Origin of the sequence: Nitriliruptor sp., from assembly GCF_040882075.1 — a bacterium.
Lineage (GTDB): Bacteria > Actinomycetota > Nitriliruptoria > Nitriliruptorales > Nitriliruptoraceae > Nitriliruptor.
This window is the reverse complement of record NZ_JBBEBZ010000204.1, coordinates 37,499-59,834: the sequence shown is the minus strand read 5'-3', so window position 1 is coordinate 59,834 and position 22,336 is coordinate 37,499. Positions and strand designations below refer to the sequence as shown.

Below are 22,336 nucleotides of genomic sequence, written 5' to 3'. Positions count from 1 at the left end.
AGAGGGCGCGTCGCGTCGCGGGCTGTGATCGCTGGCGGTCAGCTGCAACCAGTTTAGATACCTGGCCCGAGTTCGATGCAGAAGGCCGCGGTGACTACACCGACCCGTCGCTCTCGGGACCCTCAACGAGCTGGCTGGTCCACGTGCGCTTGCGTCTCCCCGCTGCCCGCGCCGGGACGCCGCCGGGTCCGCTCGCGCGGGAACCTGCTGCGTCCGAGGCGACCTGCCGCACGTCATGGCAACGCTGGCATGCCCCGCCCAGCAGCCAGCTACCCGGAGCTCCGCAGCCGCGGCACACCGGGTGCACCTCGTCGTTGCGGCCGCATGCCCGGCACGTCACGGGTTCGCGAGCGGAGAGCGTCGCGACGAACTCGCGACGGCAGACCAAGCACACGCAGCGTCGCTTGGCCGGCCGTGGACGCGCTGCGGGAGGCGTCGGCGTCGCGGGGTTGGCGCCAGCGGCGCGGAGCTGCTGAGCATGGGCGCGCAACGCTGTGGCTGCCTCAGCCGCGGCCTGATCGAGTTCACGCGCATGACGGGTGGCGGCGCGCAACACTGCGGTCAGCTTCGGTCCCACCAACAGACCGACCTCAACCGAAACACGCGGCAGCGCGACGAGTTGGTCGACCTCCGTCCTGGCGAGGAACACACTTCGGTGACGGTCGCTGAGCTGGCCGTGCAAGGCCTCCCACTGCGCGACGATCTCCTCGCGGTCCACGCCTCCGCCTCCCCAGGCGCGTCCGCCGCCCACCCCGACAGCCGGTGACGACAGCGCGGGCCATCATCGCACCGACGCCGGACGTGCGCGCTCGATCCGAGGTCTCCACAACTCCGCTCGCAATCGAGGCTTACGAGTTCCGGACCAACCAAGGCAGAACGCCTGCGGGCTCAACGGGTGGCTGCAACAGCCTCTGCGAACTTCTCTGATGGTGTCATGAACTCGAGGGTCTTGCGGGGTCGGCCGTTGAGCTCGGCGGCGATGGCGGCGAGGTCGGCCTGGCTGTAGGGCTTGAGGTCGGTCCGCTTGGGGAAGTACTGGCGCAGCAGCCCGTTGGTGTTCTCGTTGGTGCCGCGCTGCCAGGGGCTCTTGGGGTCGCAGAAGTAGACCTGGATGCCGGTGTCGATGGTGAAGTTGGCGTGCAGGGCCATCTCCTTGCCCTGGTCCCAGGTCACCGACCTGCGGAGCTGGTCGGGCAGGGTCTGCACGTGCCGGGTGAGTTCGCCCACCACGTGTTCGGACTTGATCCTCTCGAGGTGGATCAGCAGCAAGAACCTGGTCGAACGCTCGACGAGCGTCCCGATCGCGGACATGCCCTTGCCCAAGATCAGGTCACCTTCCCAGTGGCCAGGCACCGCCCGATCCGCGGCCTCCGCTGGCCGCTGCGAGATGTGGACGACGTCGACCAGCTGCCCACGACCGTCGGTGCGCCGGTAGTTGCGACCACCGGGCCGGCGGATCCGTCGCTTCGTGCGCAGATGCTCGGTCAGCTCACGTTTGAGCGCGCCACGGGACTGCACGAACAGCGTGCGGTAGATCGTCTCGTGCGACACCTGCAGCTCCGCGTCATCCGGATACGTGCGCTTGAGCCAGCCGGCGATCTGCTCAGCCGGAGTTCGACAGTTGATGTTCGTGGCGAGGCACACGAATCTGCCGTGTGAGCACGCGGAGAGGGGTGTTACGGCCAGATCTGGCCGGCGGTGACGCTGGCACGTGTAGTGCCTAGTCGCCGGGCCGCGTGGGAGCCGCTTCAGGCGGGGTGATGTCGAGGAACCGGGGCGGGGCCTTGATGCCCACGGCGTCGAAGATCTGGGCGTGACGGGCGGTGGGTTGGGTGGTCTCGACGAGGCGGCCGGCGTTGCCGGCATGTTCGATGGCGGCGAGCTGGCCGAGTTCGTGGCGCAGGTTGCGCCAGGTGTCGTCGCAGGCGTTCTCGGCGATGCGGGTGATCAGCAGCGCGAGCCAGCACAGCAGTACGTGCGCCCGGATGCGCTCCTCGAGCTGATGCCGAACGGGTCGAAGATCGAGGTAGAGCTTGAGATCTCGCCACCCACGTTCGACTTCGAGCAGCTGCTTGTAGCCCAGCGCGACGTCCTCGGTGGACAGGGTCGGATCCGAGGTGCGCAGCAGGAACTTGCCGTCGAGCTTGGCGTCAGCGGTGATGGCGGTCCGGTTGATACGAAGCAGCCCGGACTTGGTGGTGCGCAGGAACCGGTTGTCACCGATGGTCGCGCGCTCCACCTTCCCCAGGCTGGGCCCGCCCGAGCCGGCCCGCGATCTGGCGCAGCGAGTCGCCGGCCGCCAGCCCGCGCGAGATCTCCTCGCGGTCCTCGAGGGTGAGATGCCGCCCAGCCCGCGTGGGGATCGTGGCGGCACGGCGACTCGTCGAGTCCTACAACCGTCACCTACGGCCAGATGGCTATGAGCTGAGCGCCGTGTCGGAGATCTCGGGCCGGCCGGTCTACGCAGCGCACGGTGCGCCGCCATCGACCAGTTCAAGGCGGAGAAGTACGACGGGATGCAACGTCTGGCGTCCGCCGACCGGGTCGCGGACGTCCGAGATCTACTCAGCCGTCGCCTCGGTATGAACCCTGATGGCATCCACATCGCCGGCTACCGCGACGTGGAACGGAACTTGACGGGTGAACTGCACCACGGCGGTGTCAGCTCGGGCGGGACCAGTCGCGCCGAGGCCCAGCAAGCAGGGGACGACCCCACCCGATGGCTCCGCGAGCAGCGGGTCGGTTCGATGGTCGACGAGACCCTGGCGTCCGCTGCGGTTGGTGCCGCCGCTGGCGGTGTTTTCACCGCAGCAGCGCAGTCCCTCCGGCTCGGCCTTGCCGTCAGACACGGTGAACTCAGCATCGCTGAGTCGATCGTCGAGATCGCTACGACGTCGGCAACCGCTGCAGTCAGGTCGGGGACCACATCCGGTCTCGCCCAGGTGATCCAGATCGGTGCCCGCGACAGCCAGATGCTCTCGCCCCTGGCCGCGACGACCGCGCCCGTGGCGATCGCCAGTGCCGTGGTCTCCACCGGTCAGGCGGCCTACGACTACGCGCTCGGCCGGATATCCCGAGCTGAGCTGATCGATCGGTGCGGAGAGATGGCTCTACGCAACACCGGTGCTTGGGCGTTCGGCATCGTCGGCCAGGCGGTCGTCCCGGTCCCTGTCGTGGGCGCACTGGTCGGGCTTGACCGCCGGATACATCACCTCCGCGATCGTGATCGAGGGTTTCAAGCTCGCCCGCGTCGCCGCTGCGGATGCCGACGCAGCCGAAGAACGCCTCGCCTCGATCGAGGACGAGATCATGACTGCGATCATGCGACTCGAGGGTGCCGGCTGACAGTCGAGGCGACCATCGCCACCGAAGTCGAGGTCTTCGAGTCGACCCTGGTGCCTGCGATGGATCGGCTCGAGAACGCGTTCGCCGATGGTTACGCAGCCGACGCCTTGGATGCGATGGTCCAGCTCAACCTCGACCTCGGCGCCAAACTCGACTGGACGACCTTGCCGGAGTTCGACGGGTTCATGGCCGACCACACGAGCCCGTTGCAGCTCTGAGAAGACAGGACCAGATCGTCAGGTCATCAGGGCGTAGACGTTGACGGGACCATGACGCTCGGCGGCTGCTGCCGGGAAGGTCGTCACCGGGCCTGCGACCCCACCCACCTCAGCACTCCGGCTCTTCGACAAACGCCAGAGCATCCCGAGAATGCAGCTGGCTCACGACGCCTTGGCCGGCCGTTGCGGTCGGGAACGAGTAGGTTTGCTAACGCCTCAGCGGACCCGGTCACCTGGTTGCCGTCGGTAAGCTGCCCCCCACCTTCTGCAGGGCGGGTCCACGATGGTCGGACTCGCGGAGGTTCCCGCGGAAGTCCTGCCCTCGTAGCTCAGGGGATAGAGCAACCGCCTCCTAAGCGGTAGGTCGCAGGTTCGAATCCTGCCGAGGGCGCGTTCTTCCGGTCAGGCGTCGGTCGTCCGTGCCGCGTCGCGGTGACCGTTGTTCGAGCTCTCGTCACGGTCCGCGGCCTCGAACGGCGGCGTCACACCCGCATCGCCAGCGTCGTCCTTGCCGAGCAGACCCTCGAACAGGGCGCGCGACCCGATCAGGGCCTGGCGGTACTGCTCGGTCGGGACCGGTCCGTCGCGGTCGGTACGGGGGCGGCTCTTGCGGTAGCGGTCCACGGCCGCGGGGTGGTCGACCGCGAGGTCCTCGAGCCGCTGGTCCGCGGCCGCCTCCGGGTACCCGCGGGTCTCGGCGAGCTCATCGAGCAGCGCGTCCGCGCTGCGGACCGACGCTTCGGGGCTGTCGATGAAGCTCGACTCGAGCGCCTCGAACCGGCCCCGGAACGACGAACGCTGTCCGGAGCTGATCGGCCGGATGTCGAGCTGCTCGCGCCGCGCTTCCCGCTCGGAGAGCTGCTCCTCGGCCTTGCGCTTCGATCCCGCGTCGTCCACGGTCCGCGCGTACTCGGCTCCGTAGCGCTGCTTGAGCTGATCGCGCTTGGCTTTGCGCTTCTTCACCGCGACGACGATGGCGGCGATGACCGCCAGCACGACGACGGCGGCGACCGCGATCGCGATGATCATCGTGGTTGAAAGTTCCACAGGACTCTCCATCGTTGGATGCTGGAGGTCAGCTTGCCCGTGTACCGCGATCCGGCCTCCGTCCGGTCGGCAGGGGAACGCACGCCCCCGACCGTCCGATCAGGCAGCGGCCACCCCCACCCGGCGGTGGCCGCACCCCTGCCGTTCGGACGTCCGAGCCACCTTCGGTCGGTCCGACCGAGGCTGGCTCAAGCCTCGTCGGTGGCCACCTCGACCTTGCGGAAAAGCGGCGTCGGGGTGCCGAGCTTCGTCCCCGCAGCCACCTCGGGACGGACCCAGCCGCGGCCACGCAGATCACCGTCGCCACCGAGCCAGCGATCGAGCTCCGCGCTGGCGAACGGGACGAACGGCGCGAACGCCACGTTCAGCCCGGCGATGGCCTGCACCGCGGTCCAGAGGGTCGTCGCCGTCCGCGCGCGGTCGGTCTTGGCCGTCTTCCACGGCTCGAGCGCGTTGAGGTAGACGTTGGCCGCCTGCGCGCCCGCCATCGCCTCCTTGAGGGCGCGGCGGAGCTCGACCTGCTCCAGCAGACCTTGCGCGGCGGCGAGGTGGTCGTCGACCTCGGCCAGGAGCGCCAGGTCCCGCTCGTCGGTGTCGACCGGCTCAGGGACGATCCCGTCGAACTGCTTGCCGGTCATCGCCAGCACCCGGTTGACGAGGTTGCCCCAGGCCGCCACCAGCTCGTCGTTGATCCGCCGGACGATCTCGTCGGCGGTGAGGTCGACGTCGTTGTACTCGGGCAGGTTCGTGGCCATCGCGTACCGCAGCGCGTCGGGCTGGTAGAGCTCGAGCTCGTCGAGCAGCGACCCTCCGACCCCCTTGGACTTCGACGCCTTCTCGCCTTTGAACGTCACGTACTGGTTGCCCGGCACGTTGGTCGGCAGGTTCAGGTCCCCCGCGCCGAGCAGCTGCGCCGGCCAGTAGACGGCGTGGAACGGGATGTTGTCCTTGCCGATGAAGTAGTAGCTCTCGGCCGACGGGTCCTGCCACCACGCCTTCCACGCGTCCGGGTCGCCCTGGAGCTGCGCCCACTCCTTCGACGCCGACAGGTACCCGATGACCGCGTCGAACCAGACGTAGATCCGCTTGTCCTGCGGGTTGTCGAGCCCCGCGTCCTCCGGGAGCTCGACGCCCCAGGCGAGGTCGCGGGTGATGGCCCGGTCGTGCAGCCCACCTCGGACGAACCCCTGCGCCCAGTTGATGACGTGGTTGCGCCAGCCCTCCCGCGTCGCGAGCCACTCGGCGACCTGCGACTCGAGCTTGGACAGCAGGATGAACCAGTGGTCGGTCGGGCGCGGTTCGGGCGTCGCGCTCGACAGCTTCGAACGCGGGTCGATCAGGTCGCCGGGGTCGAGGGTCTTGCCGCAGGTATCGCACTGGTCGCCGCGGGCGTCGGTCGCGCCACAGTTCGGACAGGTCCCCTCGACGTACCGGTCCGGCAGGAACCGTTCCACCTCGGGGTCGTAGAACTGCTCGGTGGTGCGGATCTCGAGGTAGCCGTTGTCGCGGAGCGCCTGGAACATCTCCCGGGTGACCTCGTGGTGGTTGTCGGTCATCGTCGAGGTGAACAGGTCGAAGCTGATCCCGAGCTCGTCCCAGTAGCGCAGGAACTCCGGGTGGTAGCGCTCGACCACCTCACGGGGGGTGACACCCTCGTTGTCGGCGCGCACCGTGATCGGGGTGCCGTGCGCGTCCGAGCCGGACACCATCAGCACGCGCGACCCCGCGATGCGGTGGTAGCGGGCGAACACGTCGGCCGGCAGGTAGGCGCCGGCGAGGTGGCCGAGGTGCAACGAACCGTTGGCGTACGGCCACGCGACCGCGACCAGGACGTGGCGACCCTCGCCGGTCGCGGCGGAGGACGGGGAGGTGGGGGTGTCTGCGCTCATGCGTCGAGCGTAACGGCCGCCGTGGCACCTTCCGTGACCGCCTGCGGCGGGTGGACCCGGCGCGGTAGGTTCGCGCCCGGAAGAAAGCACCACGTGGAGCGGAGGGCTTCCGTACGGTCAGCGAGCCACGGTCTCGCTGGACCGAACGCGGCCTCGGTCGACCCGGACCGGCTCGTCCGTGTCCTCCGCGTCGGGTTGATCGTCGTCGTCGTGGTGTTCGGGATCTCCACGGTGTGGCGTCCAGAACCCGGCTACTCGACCCTCCTCGACGGTGGCTCGCGCTTGGTCGGCCACGGGCTGGCAGCGCTGCTGATCGTGCTCCGGCCGACGCGGTCGGCTCTCGACCGGGCCCTGTGGGCCTGGGTCGCCGTCGCGCTCGTCACGCGGAGCCTCGGAGTGGTGACGTTCGCGTTCTGGGTCCGACCGCTCGACTCGCCGCCCTACCCGTCGATCGCCGATGCCTGGTGGCTGGTCTCCTACGCGGCACTGCTCGGGGCGGTCGGGGTGCTCGCCTTGGGCCGTCGACGGACCACCTCGCTGCCGCTGGTCCTCGATGCTCTGGTCGCATCGCTGGCGGTAGCGGCCGCCGTTGTCGCCTACATCCACCCCACCATCTCGCAGGTCGTCGACGATGGTTCGGCGTCGCTCACCGCGGTGGTCGTCAACCTCGCCTACCTCGGGGTCGACATCACGTTCCTGGTCGTCCTCGCCGGGCTGCTCGCGGCCGGCCGTGGGTTCCGATCCTCGGTCGTGTGGCTGCTGGCCGCGGGCATCGCGGCGATCGCCGCCGTGGACGTGGTCTTCCTGCAGGTGGCAGCCACGGGAGGGTTCGGTCCCGGGTGGTTCGCACCGCTGTCGGCGGTGTCGCTGGTCGGGTCGGCCCTCGTGGCGGTCGCCGCGTGGGCTCCGGATCGGACGGCCGACCGAGACGGCGCGCTGCCGCTCCCGCGTCTGGTGGCACCCATCACCGCTGCACTGGTGTGCCTCACCATCCTCGTGGTCGCCACCGGCGCGCCCGTACCGGTCGCAGCGGTCGGGCTGGCGACGGCCGGCGTGCTCGCCGCGATCGCCCGCACGGCGGTCACCTTCCGGATCGTGCGGACCGCCGTCGAGCTGCACCGGGTCGCTCGCACCGACGACCTCACTGGGGTGGCCAACCGACGCGCCTGCAACGAGATCCTCGCGAAGGCGCTGGCCGACCGGAGCCACGACGCGGAGGTGGCCATGATCGTGCTGGACCTCGACGGGTTCCGCGAGATCAACGACACCTACGGCCACCCACACGGTGACGAGGTCCTGCGCCTGGTCGCTCAACGGCTGGCCGGGGCCGTCCGGGACGGTGACCTGCTCGCACGGATCGGGGGGGACGAGTTCGCCGTGGTGATGGAGGGGACCGGCTCGGACGCGGCCACCGAGGTCGCGGAACGGCTCGCGGCCAGCGTGCGGGTCCCGCTGGCGGTCGGGCCGGGCGAGCTCGCCATGGACGTCAGCCTCGGCATCGCGACCTGCCCAGGGGACGCGACCGACGGCGCCGAGCTGCTCCGGCTCGCGGACCTGGCCATGTACGACGCGAAGAGCACCGGGTCGGGACCTCGCGTCTACGACCCGCGCCGACACGTCACCGGCGACAGGCGGCGACGGACGGTCGACGAGCTCCGACGCGGGATCGACGCCGACCAGCTCGTCCTGCACTACCAACCCCAGGTCCAGCTGGCGACGGGTGAGATCGTCGGCGTCGAGGCGCTCGTGCGGTGGGAACACCCCCGCGAGGGCCTGCTGGCGCCCGCGGACTTCCTCCCCGACGCCGAGAGCGGCGGCTTGATGCGACAGCTCGCCTCGAAGGTCCTGGAGCGCGCGATCGAGCAGACCGCGGTGTGGCACGCGGACGGCCACGCGCTCCGCACGGCGGTCAACCTGTCGGTCACCAACCTCCTCGACGTCGAGCTCCCCGACCAGCTCGATGCGCTGTTCGGTGGGACCTCCCTGTCGACGTCCGCCATCACCCTCGAGCTGACCGAGGACATCTTCATCGTCGACCCGTCGCGGGCACAGCGGGTGATCTCCGCCCTGCTCGACCGTGGGCTGGAGCTGTGGGTCGACGACTACGGGACCGGGTACTCGTCGATGAGCTACCTGCGCGACCTCCAGGGTCTGGCGGGGCTCAAGCTCGACCGCTCGTTCGTCGGCCACATCGACGTCGACCAGCGTGCATGCGCGATCGTGGCCTCGACCATCCAGCTCGCGCGGTCGCTCGACCTCGGCATCATCGCCGAGGGGGTCGAGACCGAGGCCGTCCGTGACATCCTCGCCGACCTCGGGTGCCCGACCGCGCAGGGGTACCTGTTCTCGCACCCGCGCCCGGCGGACGAGCTCGACCTCACACCGCTCACCGTCGCCCGAGGCGTGCGTCGGTGAGACCCGCTGGCCGGTGGCGGGCCCATCCCGACGAGGGCAGGCTCCGAACCCGCGAGGATGGCCACACGTCACCGCCTCCTGTTCTCCCTGTCCGCCCTGCTCGTCCTCGTGGCCGGAGGTCCGCTGCTCGTGCCAACCAGTCCCGCTCCTGACACCCTGCCCCACCGCGAACTCGCCGACGACGACAGCCGCTTCGCACGGCTCGGCGGCGTCGAGGTGCACCACAAGGTGGCCGGCGACACCGACGCGCCCACGGTCGTCCTGCTCCACCACTTCTACGGCAACGTCGCCACGTGGCGGCACGCGCAGACCGGGCTCTCCGACACCCGCCGGGTCGCAGCTTTCGACCGTCCCGCGTTCGGGTTGACCGAGCGCCCGCACCGTTCGACGTGGACCGATCGCAACCCGTACACGCGTGCCGCGTCCGTGGACATCACCCTCGACCTCCTCGACGACCTCGAGAGCGACCGCGCGGTCCTCGTCGGCTCGTCCGCCGGTGGGACGTCGGCCCTGGAGACCTACGCACGGGCACCGGAACGTGTGCGCGCCCTCGTGTTGGTCGCGCCGGCGATCACCGGCGACGTCGGACCACCGACGTTCCTGCGCACCGTGATGCGCACCCCGCAGCTCCGCCGGATCGGACCACGGATCGTGCGACGAGCGGCCGGCGACGTGACCGTCGACCGGGTCTCCGGCTCGTGGGCCGACCCCACCCGCGCCACCGACGACGACGTGCAGGCCTACACCCGTCCGCTCCAGGTCGAAGGGTGGGACCGCGGCTACTGGGAGCTGTTCGCTGCCGAGCCGCCCCCGAACCTGTCCACGCTCCTGCCTCGCATCGACGTCCCGACGCTGGTGATCTCCGGGGACAGCGACCCGGTCATCACGCCCCGACAGAACCGGCGGACCGCGGCCGCCATCCCCGGCGCCGAGTACGTCGAACTCGAGCGCTGTGGTCACACCCCGCAGGAGGAGTGCCCCGACGCCTTCCTCGGGGTCGTGCGTGACTTCCTCGACCGACTCCCGCGCTGAGACCGCGGCCCTCGCCGGGATCAGCCGGGGTCAGCTGGGGTCAGCCGTCCGGTTCGTCACCCGTGAGGACATCAGCGACCCACCCCTGGACCTCCGGGTCCCCCTCGGCCGGGCTCACGCGACGCTCCTCGGCCGCGAACGCGAGCACGTCGGCGACGTAGCTGTCCGCCGCCGCCCAGAGGTCGACGTCGGCTCCCTCGACCTCCGACAGGTGGTGCCAGTGGGCGAGCACCTCATGGAACAGCTCGGGCGGCTCCCGTCGCCCTCGCAGGTCGTCGGGGATGCGTTCGATGACGGGTTCGAAGGAGCGCTCGAGCCAGCGGTGGGCGACCACCGCCTCCGGCAGCTGGCGGCCCTCCTCGTGCTCGAGCCACGCCCCGAAGCTGTGCACGTCGTTGAGCAGACGGCGTGCCTGGTGGTCCTGGACGTCCAGACCGGTCAGCGTCCGAAGGAGCCGCTGGAAGCGACCCGGTTCGAGCACCGAGGTCTTGAGCACCATCCGGGTGACGCCCGGTTCGTCCTGGACCAGCTCGAGTTCGTCGACGTCGTAGCCGAGCTCGTTGATCCCCTGCAGCCGCTCCTGCATCCGGTACCGCTCGTCGTCGGCGAACACCTCGTCGCGGGTCAGCTCGGCCCACAGCGACGCGTACCGCCGACGGAACTCGTCGCTGAGGCCGAACGGGTCGACGTCCGGACCGAGGATCCCCGCCGCCTGGAGGTCGAGCAGCTCGCCCCCGCACTTCTCGATCGCCATCTCGACGTCGTACTCGCGCTGGCCGTCGGTCAGGTCCTCGTGCAGCTCACCGGTCTCGGTGTCGACCACGTAGGCCGACAGACGACCGGCGTCCCGTCGGAACAGCGTGTTCGACAGCGAACAGTCGAGCCACAGGAAGCCGTTCAGGTGGATCCGCACGAGCAGGTGGACGAGCGCGTCGAGCATCAGCTCGCGGAGCTCCTCGTGCGCATGTCGCTGGAACAGCAGACGGTACGGCACCGAGTACTCGAGGTGCTCGGTGATCAGGACCGGGTCGAGCCGCTCGTGCTCGCTGGTGTCGCGCGCGGTCACGACACCGACGACGTCGACGACCGGGACACCCTCCTCCTTGAGGTGGCGCAGGAACCGCCACTCACGCAGGGCGTACCGGCGGGGCAGCTCCTTGAGGTGGTAGAGCCGATCGTCGTACTGGACGGTGCGGACCACGTGCCGGTGGATGCCCATCGGCATCTCGACGATGCGTTCGTGGTCCCAAACGGCCAGCGTCTGCGTCCACGGCAGATCGAGGAAGTCCGGGTGCCCGGTCCGTGCTGTGAGCTGGAACCGCACGTCGCGTACCCACCCCTTCTCGGGCCACGCATCAGCCCTTGACGGACCCAGCGGTCAGGCCACGGACGAAGAACCGCTGGAGGGTGAAGAACACGATCATGGGCACGATCATCGTGATGAACGCGCCAGCGGTCAGCAGGTGCCACGCCTGCCCCTGCGAACCGATCAGGTTCGAGAGGTTCAGCGTCACCACCTGGACGTCGCTCTGACCGCCGAGGAAGACCAGCGCGACCAGCAGGTCGTTCCAGACCCAGAGGAACTGGAAGATGGTGTAGGCCGCGAGGACGGGGACGGACAGCGGCACGACCAGCCGCCAGAAGACCGCGAAGTGGCTGGCACCGTCGACCTTGGCCGACTCGATGACCTCGCGCGGCAGCGATCCCATGTAGTTGCGGAACAGGTAGACCGCGAGCGGCATGCCGAACCCCGCGTGCGCGAGCCACACCGCCAGGAAGGTGCCGTTCCAGCCGAAGTTGCCGTAGATCTGGAGCAGCGGGATGAACGCGACCTGCAACGGCACCACGAGCAACCCGACGAAGAGCACGAAGATGACCTCGCGGCCCTTGAAGTCCATCCACGAGAACGCGTACGCGGCGAACGCCGCCGCAGCGATCGGGATGACCGTCGCCGGGATCGCGACCACGATGGTGTTGAGGAAGGCGTTGGCCATCCCCGACCCGAACAGGACCTGGTCGTAGTTGGCGAGCGTCCACTGGGTGAAGTCGAGGGGGGAGGCGAAGACCGTCCACCAACCGCTCGAGTTGACCGCGTCCGCCCTGCGGAACGAGGAGATCAGCAACCCGAGGGTCGGCACGGTCCAGATGAGCACGATCACCAGCAGGACGATCCGCGGCAGCAGGCCACGTCGTCCGTGCTGCGCGTCACCCTCGGACGCGCCGCGGGTCACGCCCGAGTCGGCTCCCTCTTCGGCGGCGACAGGAGTGGCGGGGGCCTGGCTCATCGTTGCGCCTCCTGTTCGCGGAACCGTTTGACGTTGATGATCATGAACGGGATGGTCAGGACGATCAGCAGCACGACCAGCACGGCGGCGTGGCCGAACTGTCCGAAGTTGAACATGTTGCGGATGAAGAGGTTGGCGATGACGTCGGTGCCGAAGTTGCCGTTCGTCATCACGTAGACGATGTCGAAGATCTTCAGCACGAGGATCAGGATGGTCGTCCCGACCACGACGATGGTCGATCGGATCTGGGGGACGGTCACCCGCCAGAAGATCTGCACCTCGGTCGCCCCGTCGATGCGCGCCGCCTCGATGGTGTCCTCGGGCACGTTCTTGATGGCCGCGGACAGCAGGACCATGGCGAACCCGGCCTGCAACCAGACCATGATGACCATCAGCGCGAAGTCGTTGACCAGCTGGTTCTGGACCCAGGGGATCGGTGTGCCGCCGAAGGCGGTCCAGATGGCGTTGAGCAGCCCGATCTGCGGCGTGCCGGGGGTCCGCCAGGCGTAGATGAACAGCCAGATGGTGCTGGCACCGACGAAGCTGATCGCCATCGGCAGGAAGATCATCGACTTGGCGACCTTCTCCCACCGCTCCGAGAGCCGATCGGCGAGGACGGCCACCGCGAGCCCGATGGCGACCGACAAGGTCGGGACGATCACGAGCCACAGGATGTTGTTGGTGACGGCGGTGCGTACGCCAGGGTCGGTCACGAGGTAGCGGTAGTTGGCGAGCCCGACGAACTCCTCGGAAGCGGGGCCGAGGAAGCTGCGTCGCACGGTGTCGAGCGCGGGGAACACCAGGAAGATGGTGACGACGATCACGGCCGGGCCGATGAACACCCACGGCTTGAGTCGGCTCTCCCACCGCTCGGGCATACGCTCGACCACGGCGTTCAGCACCCAGAACAGCAGGAGGACGCCCCCGACCCCGAACAGGATCGCAGCCGCCGCCGAGACCAACTGGCTCACCGTGCTCTCCCTTCACGGGGTGGGGCGGCCCGGAGCCGCCCCACCGTCGTCCGGATCAGGCCTCGCTCGGCCACGCCGCGTCGATGTTCTGCAACGTCGCGTCGAGGTCCTGGGTGCCGTTGAGCCACCCGACGATCTCGGTCCAGAACGCGCCGGTGCCGACCTCGCCCGGCATGACATCCGAGGCGTCGAAGCGGGCGAAGTCCGCACCGCTCAGGATCTCACCCTGCAGGGTCAGCTCCTCGGTCGGGTAGATCCCGGGGTCGATCTCGGAACGGACCGACAACGCACCTGCGCCCTCGTGTTCCATCCACGCGGTCTGGCCCTCCTCGGAGGCGAGGAACTCCACGAGTTCAGCCGCGACCGGGTTGTCGGTGTGGATCGCGGCGAGGTCACCGGCGAAGAGCACCGGGTTGCCGACGGACTCGTCGATGGCCGGGAAGTAGGCCATGTCGAAGTCGGTCCCGAGCTCAGCGTCGTCGGGGAACTCGCCGGCGATGAAGCCCGCCTGGCGGTGGAAGAGGCACCCAGCCGGGTCGTTGAACATCGGCGCGTTGCCCTGCAGGAACGGGGTCTGGAGGATGGCGGTGGTGCCACCGACGACCTGGTCCTCATCGAACCAGATCTCCTCGAGCATCTCGAAGGCCTCACGGACCTCGGGCGAGTCGAACTCGAGCTCGTGCTCGACCCACTGGTCGTAGACGTCCGGCCCGTGCAGCCGGAGCATGATGTCCTCGATCCAGTCGGTCGCCACCCACCCGGTGTCACCGCCGGACTCCATGCCGATGCACCACGGCGCACGGCTCTGGTCACCCGAGTTGTCCGAGGCGAACTGGTCGGCCGCCGCCTGGAGGTCGTCCCACGTCTCGGGGACCTCGACGCCGATGTCGTCGAGTCCCGCGGGCGAGTACCACAGCAGGCTCTTGAGGTTCAGCTTGACGACGACCCCGTAGGTCTCGTCCTCGAAGGTGCCGGTGTCGATCATGCCGTCGATGAGGTCACCCTCGAGCGCGCCGACGTCGACCCCGGCCTCCTCGAGCGGGACCACGTTGCCCGCGGCAGCGATGCGCTCGAGCACGCCCGGTTGCGGGTAGAGCGCGACGTCCGGGGCGTTCCCGCCCGTGGTCCGGGTGACGATCGTGGTGTCGAAGTCCGGTGACGCTTCGACGTTGACGGTGTTGCCCGTCGACTCCTCGAACGCGTCGACCGCCGCCTGGAGCGCCGCCTGCTCCTGCTCGCCGGTGATGCCGTGCATCAACCCGACGGCGCCGGAGCCTTCACCCCCGTCACCGCCGCCGTCTCCATCGCCACCGCACGCCGCCGCGAACAGAGCGATGGCCGCCGTCGCTGCCAGCGTCCGCCTGATGTCTCGTCGTGCTGATCTCACGTGGGTTCCTCCTGCGTGGGGTGCCGCGCGACGGGTGGTCAGCGCAGTGTCTTCCCGGTCTCGTGGTCGAAGAAGTGCAGGTGTTCGGTCCGGAAGCCCAGATCCTTGTTCTCGCCGACCTTCGGCGGGTTCCCCGGCGCGAAGCGAGCGGTGAAGGTCTGGCCGCCGGACGCTGCCTGGCGCTTGAGGTCCTCGAAGGCTTCCTCGTCGTCGATGGCTTCACGCATGTCGTCGGACACGATGGGTGGCGACTGGGTCTTGAAGTGGACGAGCATCTCCGCACCGAGCATCTCGACGAGGGTGATCTCGCGACCGTTCCAGACCTGGTCGGGCCCGACGTCCTCCGCCAGCGCGAAGTGCTCGGGACGCATCCCGACCGCGACCTGGCCGCCGTCGTGATCGGCCGCGTGGGGGTACTTGTCGAGCGCCCGCTCGTCGACCCGCATCGTGGTCGACCCGCCGTCGAGTTCGACGAAGACCTGCCCGTCCCGCTTACGGACGGTCGCCTCCGCGAGGTTCATCGACGGCGAACCGATGAAGCCGGCGACGAACAGGTTGTCGGGTGAGTCGTAGAGGGTCTGCGGCGCATCGACCTGCATCAGGTGACCGGCCTTCAGGACCGCGACCCGGTCGCCCATCGTCATCGCCTCGACCTGGTCGTGGGTGACGTAGACGGTGGTGACGCCGAGGCGGTCCTGGATGGCGGCGATCTCGGCACGCATCTGGACGCGGAGCTTGGCGTCGAGGTTCGACAGCGGTTCGTCCATCAGGAACGCCTGGGGGCTACGGACGATGGCGCGACCCATGGCGACGCGCTGACGCTGCCCACCCGAGAGGGCCTTCGGCTTGCGTTCGAGGTACTCGGTGAGTCCGAGGATGTCGGCCGCCTTGCCGACCCGTTCCTCGATCTCCTCCTTCGGCACCTTGGCGAGCTTGAGCGCGAACCCCATGTTGTCGGCGACCGACATGTGGGGGTAGAGCGCGTAGCTCTGGAACACCATCGCGATGTCGCGCTCCTTCGGCGTCAGGTCGTTGACGACCCGGTCACCGATGGTGAGCTTGCCGGAGGTGATGTCCTCGAGCCCGGCGACCATCCGCAAGGCGGTCGATTTCCCGCACCCGGACGGACCGACCAGGATGACGAACTCCTCGTCTTCGACCTCGAGGTTGAGGTCGAAGACCGCCTGGGTCCCGTCGGGGTAGATCTTGTTCACGTCCTCGAAGACGACCTTCGCCACGTCCAAGCCCTCCCTGCCGGCGCGACCCGGAGGTCGACGCGCTCTCCCGCGACCACCCTGCCACCAGGGGCCGCGTCCCGGCAAGCGCCAGTTCCCGTCTCGGCGGTGCCGGTCCTCGACTCGACGCTAGTCACCGCACCGGCGTTCGGCAGCCGTCCATCGGACCGGGCGTTCAGGGGTCGACGTAGCGACGACGCGACGCGCTCTGGCAGGGTGCGGCGAGGTGCGCCGTTCCCGGCGACCGAGGCGACGAGAGGAGCGACACGTGACGTCCTGGTGGAGCGGTGCGGTGGGCTACCAGATCTACATCCGCTCGTTCTCCGACAGCGACGGCGACGGGGTCGGGGACCTCGCGGGCATCCGTGCCCGCCTGTCGTACCTCGCCGATCTCGGCGTGGACATCGTGTGGATCACCCCGTTCTACCCCTCCCCGGGTGCTGACCACGGCTACGACGTCGCCGACTACACCGGCGTCGACCCGATGTTCGGTTCGCTCGACGACGTCGCGGCGCTGGTCTCCGAGGCGCACGACCTCGGCCTCCGCATCGTCATCGACCTCGTCCCCAACCACTCCTCGGATCAACACCCCTGGTTCGTGGACGCTCGCAGCGGGCCCGACGCCCGTCACCGTGACTGGTACGTGTGGCGCGAGGGTGGTCCCGACGGGAGCCCCCCGAACAACTGGGTGAGCAACTTCGGCGGCCCGGCGTGGACCTACGACGAGCCGTCCGGCGAGTGGTTCATGCACCTGTTCCTGCCGGAGCAACCCGACCTCAACTGGGCCAACGAGGAGGTGCGTGACGCGTTCGACGACGTGCTCCGCGCCTGGGCCGAGCTCGGCGTCGACGGCTTCCGCATCGACGTGGCTCACTCGCTGATCGAGCACCCCGACTTCCTCGACAACCCCCTGCGCGGCGCCCCTCCGCCTCCCGGCGCATCGCCATCGGAGGTCTTCGACGCCTACGACCACGTCCACGACCAGGACCGACCGGAGGTCCTCGACATCTACCGGCGCTGGTCGCGCGTGCTCGAGAGCCACGACGGGCTGCTCCTCGGCGAGGTCTACCTGCTCGACACCGACGAGGTCGCCCGGTACGTCCGTGACGGGGACGGGCTCGACCTCGCGTTCTGCTTCCCGGTGCTGCGCACCCCGTGGGATGCCGAGGCGATCCGCTCGATGCTCGAGCGCAGCGTCGCGGCCGGTGGTGACGCGTTCGCCTGGCCGCTGTCGAGCCACGACGATCCGCACGCCGCCACCCGCTTCGGCGGCGGAGAGGTCGGTGCCCGCAGATCGGCGGCCTACTTCGCGCTGCTCTGCGCTCTTCCGGGCGTGCCCTTCCTCTACCAGGGCGACGAGCTCGGACTCGACGACGGCGAGGTCAGCGGCGCGTTCGCCGACCCCATCGCGGTCCGCAACCCCGGCGCGGTCGGACGTGACGGCAGCAGGACCCCGATGATCTGGGAACCGGGACCCGGACACGGTTTCACCACCGGCACCCCCTGGTTGCCGTTCGGCCGGCCGGACGCCGACGAGCACGCCGCATCGGTCCAGGCGGGCGATCCCGGCTCGGCGCTCGAGCGGACCCGCGCGTTGCTGGCCACCCGGCGGCAGCTACCCGACCTCCGCGACGACCTGACCGCCAGCTGGCCCGACGTTGACGGTCCGCTCGTGGCGGTCCGCCGCGGGTCGACGACCGCCGTGCTGCACGTCGCCGCCGATGGTGCGGACCAGGGTGCCGTCGCGACGTTCGAGGTCGGGGACGTCGAGCTCGTCCACGCCAGCGCCGATGGGGCCACCGTCGAGGACGGGGCCCTGCGCCTGCCACCGGACTGCACCGCGTTCGTCGTCGACCGGACGGCGCGGTCGTGATCCGACCGGCGGTCGTGGTCGCCGGGGAGGCCCTGATCGATCTCGTCCCCCGCGGCGACGCGTTGTGGCCGTCCGCGGCCGGATCACCCGTCAACGTCGCCGTGGGACTCGGGCGCCTGGGGGTCCTGACCGCGTTCTGCGGACCCGTGTCGACCGACGGCCTCGGTGACCTGATCGCGACCCGCCTCGACGACGCCGGGGTCGCCCTCGACCTGCTCACGCCGGTCGATCTGCCGACCACGCTCGCGGTCGTGCACCTCGATGCCGAGGGCCGCGCGGCGTACGGCTTCTACCTCGACGGCACCTCGGCGAGCGCGCCGTCCACCGCGACGCTGCCCGACGGCGCGGCCCTCCACGTCTCGTTCGGCGCCATCGGGGCCACGCACGCGCCCGCGGGCCGAGCTGCGGTCGCGATGCTGCGTCGGGAAGCGGGCCGCCGGGTCGTGAGCCTCGACCCCAACGTGCGCCCGACCGCCATCGGCGAGCTCGCCGAGACCGTCGCCGCGCTCGAGGAGGCCGTCACCGTGTGCGACCTCGTGAAGGTCAGCGACGAGGACCTCACCCACCTGTACCCGGACGAGGACCCCCTCGACGTTGCCGAGCGGTGGGCCGGGACGGGTCCGGCCCTCGTGGTGGTGACCCGCGGCCCGGATGGCGCGGTGGCGTTCGGCGCGGCGGGGCACCTCGAGGTGGTGGGGCGTCCCGTCGAGGTCGTGGACACCGTCGGCGCCGGAGATGCCTTCACCGCCGGTCTGCTCGCTCGACTGGCGGAGAGCGGCCACCTCGACCGCCGGGCGCTGCGAGCCGCCGACCCGGCAACGATCACGGACGCGCTGTCCCACGCGGTGCACGTGGCCACGATCACGTGTGGCCGTGAGGGTGCGGACCCGCCGACGGCGGCTGAGCTCACCGCGAGCTGACAACGACGCACCGGGCGGACCACCCGCGGTCACCGGTCCCGGGCGGGGAGGGCGCTTCAGTCGTCGCTGCGTAGGGCCGCGAGCCGTTCCTCACCCGGGTCCTGGTCGGCGTAGGACCAGTCGGGTTGCTTCAGGTGGTAACGCTCCTGGAAGGTGACCGTGCCGGTCGCCTCGTCGATGTGCTCGATCAGCGGCACGGGCAGGTCCGCGGGCGTGGGCTCACCCGCCTCGACCGTCGCGACGAACTCGTCGACGAACGCGTCCACCGCGGACCCGACGAGGGCCTGGGAGCCGACGGGCAGGTAGCACCGGTTCTGGTCGGTGACGGTGTGCGAGCGCACGACCATCCGTTCGAGGTCGGTCTGGGTCGCCTCGCCGCGCTGCATCGACGCGAGGATCGCGTCCATCTCGCCGTTGCCGAGCTTGCAGGCGTTGCACTGCCCGCACGACTCGATCGCGAGGAAGTGGATGAGCGTGGCCAGCACGTCGACGATCGAGCGCGACGAGTCATAGACGACGTACCCGCCCGACCCGAGGCCCGTCCCCGCCTCGCGCATCGCGTCGAAGTCGAGGGGCGTGTCGAGCATCGCCGGGGTGATCAACCCGCTGCTGGTCCCCGGCGCGACGACCTTGATGTCACGGGCGCCAGCGATGTCGACGAGCAGGGTGCGCAGCGGGGTGCCGAGCGCGAGCTCGTAGGTCCCGGGGCTCTCGACGTCGCCGACGACGGTGAACAGCATCGTCCCCGGTGAGGCCTCCGTGCCCGCCTCCCGGAAGCCGTCGGGCCCGTCCGCCACGATGCGTGGCAGGTGCGAGAACGTCTCGACGTTGTTCACCACCGTCGGGTTCGGCGAGGTGGCCGTCGAGAAGAGACCCTCCTCGTAGGGACGGACCACGCGAGGCAGCGGGAGCTCACCCTCGATGACCTTGAGCATCCCCGTCTCCTCGCCGAACAGGTACGCGTCCGGGCCGAGGACCAGCTCGATGCGGTCGGCACCGGCCCAGCCGGCCTCGCGCACCTCCGTCAGGGCGGCGCTGAGTGCGGCGACCGGCTGCGTGAACTTGGCCTTGGTCCCGACGTACGCCGCGGACGCACCGGTCGCGTGCAGGGCGATGCAGACCCCCTCGAGGAACGCGAACGGCTGCTGCTCGAGCAGGACACGGTCCTTGTAGGTCCCTGGCTCACCCTCGGCGCCGTTGGCGACCAGCGTCGGGGCCACGCCCGCTGCGGCGGCGTTCTCGAGGACACCTCGCCACTTGCGAGCCGTCGGGAACCCCGCACCGCCCCGACCCCGCAGGCCCGCCTGGTCGACGAGCTCGGTCACCTCGTCGGGCTCGAGCGTGAGTGCCCGCTGCAGACCCCGGCCGCCACCTGCGGCGAGGTGGTCGTCGAGCGAGCGGACGGGTCCTTCGGGGAGGAGACGATCGGTGTCGCGAACCACGGGGTGTCCTCTACGGGGGAACGGACGGCACACGAGCGGTCGAGCGGTCGAGCGGTCGAGGTCGAGCGCGTGCACCTGTGCGGTGAGCATGCCTGGTCGCGGGCCACGACGCCGAGGGCGAGCACCGACACCCGGCTACGGTCGCTGCCCGCGGACGACGGTCCGCACCGCACCGCACCGCACCGCACCGCACCGCACCGCTTCGGAAGGAGCCCTCGTGCCGTACGCCGACGTCAACGGTCAGCGCCTGTTCTACGAGGACACCGGCGGTGACGGCCCACCGTTGGTGTTCAGCCACGGCTTCCTGATGGACCACGAGATGTTCCGCCACCAGGTCGCCGAGCTCGCGCCGAGGTACCGGGTCGTCACCTGGGACGAACGCGGTTTCGGTCGGACCGAGACCGACGGGCAGCCGTTCTCCTACTGGGACTCGGCGCGTGACCTGTTCGGACTGCTCGACACGCTCGGCATCGAACGGGCGGTGCTCACCGGGATGTCCCAGGGCGGCTACCTGTCGTTGCGTGCAGCCCTGCTGCACCCCGACCGGGTCCGTGCGCTGGTCCTGATCGACACGCAGGCGCCGCCGGAGGACGACGACAAGATCGCCGGGTACCGGGCGATGATCGACACCTGGGTCGAGAACGGCTACCAGGAGGAGCTCGCCACGGTCGTCGCCGGGCTCATCATCGGCGATCCGGACGAGGAACCGCGGTGGAAGGCCAAGTGGGCCGAGTGGCCCGCGGAACGGCTGGTCACGGCAGCACCGGCGCTGCTCGACCGCGATGACATCAGCGACCGCCTCCACGAGATCGACGCCCCGACGTTGATCGTCCACGGCTCCCAGGACCTCGCCATCCCGGTCGAACGGGCCGAGCAGCTCCGGGACGGCATCCGCGACAGCCGCGGCCTGGTCGTGGTCGAGGGCGCGGCGCACGCGACCAACCTCTCCCACCCGGACGAGGTCAACGCCGCGCTCCGCGACTTCCTCGAGGGCCTCCCCGCCTGACGACCCCGCTACGTGCGACTTTCCGGGCTGGGCCCCAGGGAGTTGCAGCCCCGAGGCGGCATGTGCGGATCCGACGCGCCTCGTTGACAACTCCCTGGGCTCAGGCCCAGGGAGTTGTCCGAACGAGCTGACGGACCCTCGGCTGCCCGCGCGCCGACCGGGTGCCACGGACGTTCTCGGTCCGCTCCCCGCAGTGTCTATCCACAGGCTCGAGAGCCGGCTCCCCCCAAGGGCCCGCTGCGCATCCATCATCTGCGCATGCGACTCCCCGAGGAAGCCATCAAGCTCTGCGAGGCCCAACGTGGCGTGCTCGCTCGTCACCAGCTCCGACGGTGGCTGCCACAGCACGTCATCGACGACCTCCTCCGGAACGGACACCTGGAACGTCTGGAGCACGGCGTCACCCGGATCCCGGGCAGCGCGCCGTTGCCTGAGCAGGCCGCTTTCGCAGCCGCCTTGCGAGCTCGGCCGCTTGCAACGGTCACGGGTCCGCTCGTCCTCCACCTCTTCCAGGTGCCGTCGTTCATCGGCTCCGAAGCGTTCGAGATCCTCCTGCGCCCCCACCGCAGGATCTGTGGCGTCGAGTTCCCGTGCCGCCGCGACCCTGACCCAGGCCGGGCGGTGGCGGTGCACGGCGAGGTCCGCACGACCGGCCCGCTCGATGCGCTCATCGATGCGGCCGGTGACGCCTCCGAGCGTGACCTCAGGCTCGCCTTGGACCACCTGCGCCACCGCAACCTCGTCACCCTCGACCGACTCCGACGACGGGTCGAGCAGCTTCGTGGTCTCACACCCGGTGCCGAACGGCTCGAGGAGGTTCTCGACCGGGCTGGCGGGGCGGAGATCGAGAGCGAGGGTGAGCGCATGCTCGCGCCGATCCTCGCCGGCTTCGAACCTCGGTTCGAGCCACAGGTCTGGGTGACCCCACGGCGGCGGGTCGACTTCTACTCGCGACGCTGCCGGTACGGCTACGAGTACCTCGGCGAGGTCGACCACGCCTACGTCGCCGCGCGCCTCGAGGATGACGCCCGCGACACCGAACTCCGCGAGGAGGGCATCCGCCTCGGCTACGTCACCAAGCACGACCTGCGTGAGCCGGTCGCCCTCGTCGCAACGATGGCTGGAACGCTCACGGTCCGAGCACACGAGCTCGGTGTCCTCCCGCCTGTGGCGGTTCGACCGCTCGCCACGACCGCGAGCTCCACCTGATCCACTCGACCGACCGGTGCGACCTCCTGGGCCGGGACCCAGGGACGTGCGGAGCCACTGGC

At 69.9% G+C, this 22,336-nt stretch carries 19 protein-coding genes and 1 tRNA gene; 9 read left to right on the top strand and 11 right to left on the bottom strand.

The window, feature by feature from the left end; all coding sequences use genetic code 11:
* Positions 1–888 precede the first annotated feature (888 nt).
* The 3 genes from WEB03_RS14830 to WEB03_RS14820 form a co-directional block, all read right to left on the bottom strand.
* Positions 889–1,644, bottom strand: a complete 756-nt coding sequence (locus WEB03_RS14830; protein WP_368071693.1) for an IS30 family transposase — start codon at positions 1,642–1,644, stop codon at positions 889–891.
* 76 nt (positions 1,645–1,720) lie between these two features.
* Positions 1,721–2,239, bottom strand: a complete 519-nt coding sequence (locus WEB03_RS14825) for a hypothetical protein (protein ID WP_368071692.1) — start codon at positions 2,237–2,239, stop codon at positions 1,721–1,723.
* A complete protein-coding gene (locus WEB03_RS14820; RefSeq protein ID WP_368071695.1) occupies positions 2,217–2,363 on the bottom strand; it encodes a helix-turn-helix domain-containing protein in 147 nt (48 codons plus the stop codon). Before WEB03_RS14820 ends, WEB03_RS14825 begins: the two co-directional genes overlap by 23 nt.
* Between WEB03_RS14820 and WEB03_RS14815 the strand changes: the two genes are divergently transcribed.
* The 3 genes from WEB03_RS14815 (at position 2,335) to WEB03_RS14805 (ending at position 3,954) form a co-directional block, all read left to right on the top strand.
* Positions 2,335–2,586 (top strand): hypothetical protein, encoded by a 252-nt coding sequence (locus tag WEB03_RS14815; RefSeq protein WP_368071691.1) that lies wholly within the window; start codon positions 2,335–2,337, stop codon positions 2,584–2,586. The genes WEB03_RS14820 and WEB03_RS14815 overlap by 29 nt on opposite strands.
* Before the next feature lie 161 nt (positions 2,587–2,747).
* Positions 2,748–3,563: a hypothetical protein gene (locus WEB03_RS14810; protein ID WP_368071690.1), complete on the top strand. Its 816-nt coding sequence runs from the start codon at positions 2,748–2,750 to the stop codon at positions 3,561–3,563.
* Positions 3,564–3,881: 318 nt separating this feature from the next.
* Positions 3,882–3,954 (top strand) — tRNA-Arg (locus WEB03_RS14805).
* Between the two features lie 11 nt (positions 3,955–3,965).
* Here WEB03_RS14805 and WEB03_RS14800 read toward each other — a convergent pair.
* Positions 3,966–4,610: a hypothetical protein gene (locus WEB03_RS14800; RefSeq protein ID WP_368071689.1), complete on the bottom strand. Its 645-nt coding sequence runs from the start codon at positions 4,608–4,610 to the stop codon at positions 3,966–3,968.
* A 188-nt stretch (positions 4,611–4,798) separates the two neighbouring features.
* Positions 4,799–6,499, bottom strand: coding sequence for a methionine--tRNA ligase (metG, locus tag WEB03_RS14795; RefSeq protein WP_368071688.1), 1,701 nt, complete (start codon positions 6,497–6,499; stop codon positions 4,799–4,801).
* A 195-nt stretch (positions 6,500–6,694) separates the two neighbouring features.
* On the opposite strand from metG, the gene WEB03_RS14790 reads away from it, so the two are divergent.
* Together WEB03_RS14790 and WEB03_RS14785 are read left to right on the top strand one after the other, a co-directional pair.
* Complete coding sequence (locus WEB03_RS14790; protein WP_368071687.1) at positions 6,695–8,914, top strand: putative bifunctional diguanylate cyclase/phosphodiesterase; 2,220 nt, start codon at positions 6,695–6,697, stop codon at positions 8,912–8,914.
* A 57-nt stretch (positions 8,915–8,971) separates the two neighbouring features.
* Complete coding sequence (locus WEB03_RS14785; protein WP_368071686.1) at positions 8,972–9,946, top strand: alpha/beta fold hydrolase; 975 nt, start codon at positions 8,972–8,974, stop codon at positions 9,944–9,946.
* 40 nt (positions 9,947–9,986) lie between these two features.
* Here the strand turns inward: WEB03_RS14785 and WEB03_RS14780 are convergent, their stop codons facing one another.
* The 5 genes from WEB03_RS14780 to WEB03_RS14760 are packed head-to-tail and all read right to left on the bottom strand — an operon-like array spanning position 9,987 to position 15,827.
* The gene (locus WEB03_RS14780; protein WP_368071685.1) at positions 9,987–11,270 is read right to left on the bottom strand and encodes a DUF4032 domain-containing protein; all 1,284 of its coding nucleotides are present in this window, start codon (positions 11,268–11,270) and stop codon (positions 9,987–9,989) included.
* A gap of 31 nt (positions 11,271–11,301) precedes the next feature.
* Positions 11,302–12,231, bottom strand: coding sequence for a carbohydrate ABC transporter permease (locus WEB03_RS14775; RefSeq protein WP_368071684.1), 930 nt, complete (start codon positions 12,229–12,231; stop codon positions 11,302–11,304).
* On the bottom strand, positions 12,228–13,202 hold the full coding sequence (locus WEB03_RS14770) for a carbohydrate ABC transporter permease (protein WP_368071683.1): 975 nt from the start codon (positions 13,200–13,202) through the stop codon (positions 12,228–12,230). The genes WEB03_RS14775 and WEB03_RS14770 overlap by 4 nt, the downstream gene beginning before the upstream one ends.
* 55 nt (positions 13,203–13,257) lie before the next feature.
* Positions 13,258–14,589, bottom strand: a complete 1,332-nt coding sequence (locus WEB03_RS14765) for an ABC transporter substrate-binding protein (RefSeq protein WP_368071682.1) — start codon at positions 14,587–14,589, stop codon at positions 13,258–13,260.
* Positions 14,590–14,627: 38 nt separating this feature from the next.
* Positions 14,628–15,827: an ABC transporter ATP-binding protein gene (locus tag WEB03_RS14760; protein WP_368071681.1), complete on the bottom strand. Its 1,200-nt coding sequence runs from the start codon at positions 15,825–15,827 to the stop codon at positions 14,628–14,630.
* 265 nt (positions 15,828–16,092) lie between these two features.
* Between WEB03_RS14760 and WEB03_RS14755 the strand changes: the two genes are divergently transcribed.
* Positions 16,093–17,697, top strand: coding sequence for an alpha-amylase family glycosyl hydrolase (locus WEB03_RS14755; protein WP_368071680.1), 1,605 nt, complete (start codon positions 16,093–16,095; stop codon positions 17,695–17,697).
* The gene (locus WEB03_RS14750; protein ID WP_368071679.1) at positions 17,694–18,617 is read left to right on the top strand and encodes a carbohydrate kinase; all 924 of its coding nucleotides are present in this window, start codon (positions 17,694–17,696) and stop codon (positions 18,615–18,617) included. Before WEB03_RS14755 ends, WEB03_RS14750 begins: the two co-directional genes overlap by 4 nt.
* A gap of 56 nt (positions 18,618–18,673) precedes the next feature.
* Here WEB03_RS14750 and WEB03_RS14745 read toward each other — a convergent pair whose 3' ends face one another.
* On the bottom strand, positions 18,674–20,059 hold the full coding sequence (locus WEB03_RS14745) for an NADH-ubiquinone oxidoreductase-F iron-sulfur binding region domain-containing protein (RefSeq protein WP_368071678.1): 1,386 nt from the start codon (positions 20,057–20,059) through the stop codon (positions 18,674–18,676).
* 217 nt (positions 20,060–20,276) lie between these two features.
* Here WEB03_RS14745 and WEB03_RS14740 point away from each other — a divergent pair, with 217 nt between their 5' ends.
* Positions 20,277–21,065, top strand: coding sequence for an alpha/beta fold hydrolase (locus WEB03_RS14740; protein ID WP_368071677.1), 789 nt, complete (start codon positions 20,277–20,279; stop codon positions 21,063–21,065).
* A gap of 258 nt (positions 21,066–21,323) precedes the next feature.
* Positions 21,324–22,274 (top strand): hypothetical protein, encoded by a 951-nt coding sequence (locus WEB03_RS14735; protein WP_368071676.1) that lies wholly within the window; start codon positions 21,324–21,326, stop codon positions 22,272–22,274.
* The last annotated feature ends 62 nt before the right edge of the window (positions 22,275–22,336 follow it).

Excerpts from the sequence above, each read along its gene's own strand:
- WEB03_RS14810 (WP_368071690.1), top strand. The coding sequence starts at position 2,748 with ATGGTCGACGAGACCCTGGCGTCCGCTGCGGTTGGTGCCGCCGCTGGC.
- metG (WP_368071688.1), bottom strand. The coding sequence starts at position 6,499 with ATGAGCGCAGACACCCCCACCTCCCCGTCCTCCGCCGCGACCGGCGAG.
- WEB03_RS14785 (WP_368071686.1), top strand. The coding sequence starts at position 8,972 with ATGGCCACACGTCACCGCCTCCTGTTCTCCCTGTCCGCCCTGCTCGTC.
- WEB03_RS14775 (WP_368071684.1), bottom strand. The coding sequence starts at position 12,231 with ATGAGCCAGGCCCCCGCCACTCCTGTCGCCGCCGAAGAGGGAGCCGAC.
- WEB03_RS14735 (WP_368071676.1), top strand. The coding sequence starts at position 21,324 with ATGCGACTCCCCGAGGAAGCCATCAAGCTCTGCGAGGCCCAACGTGGC.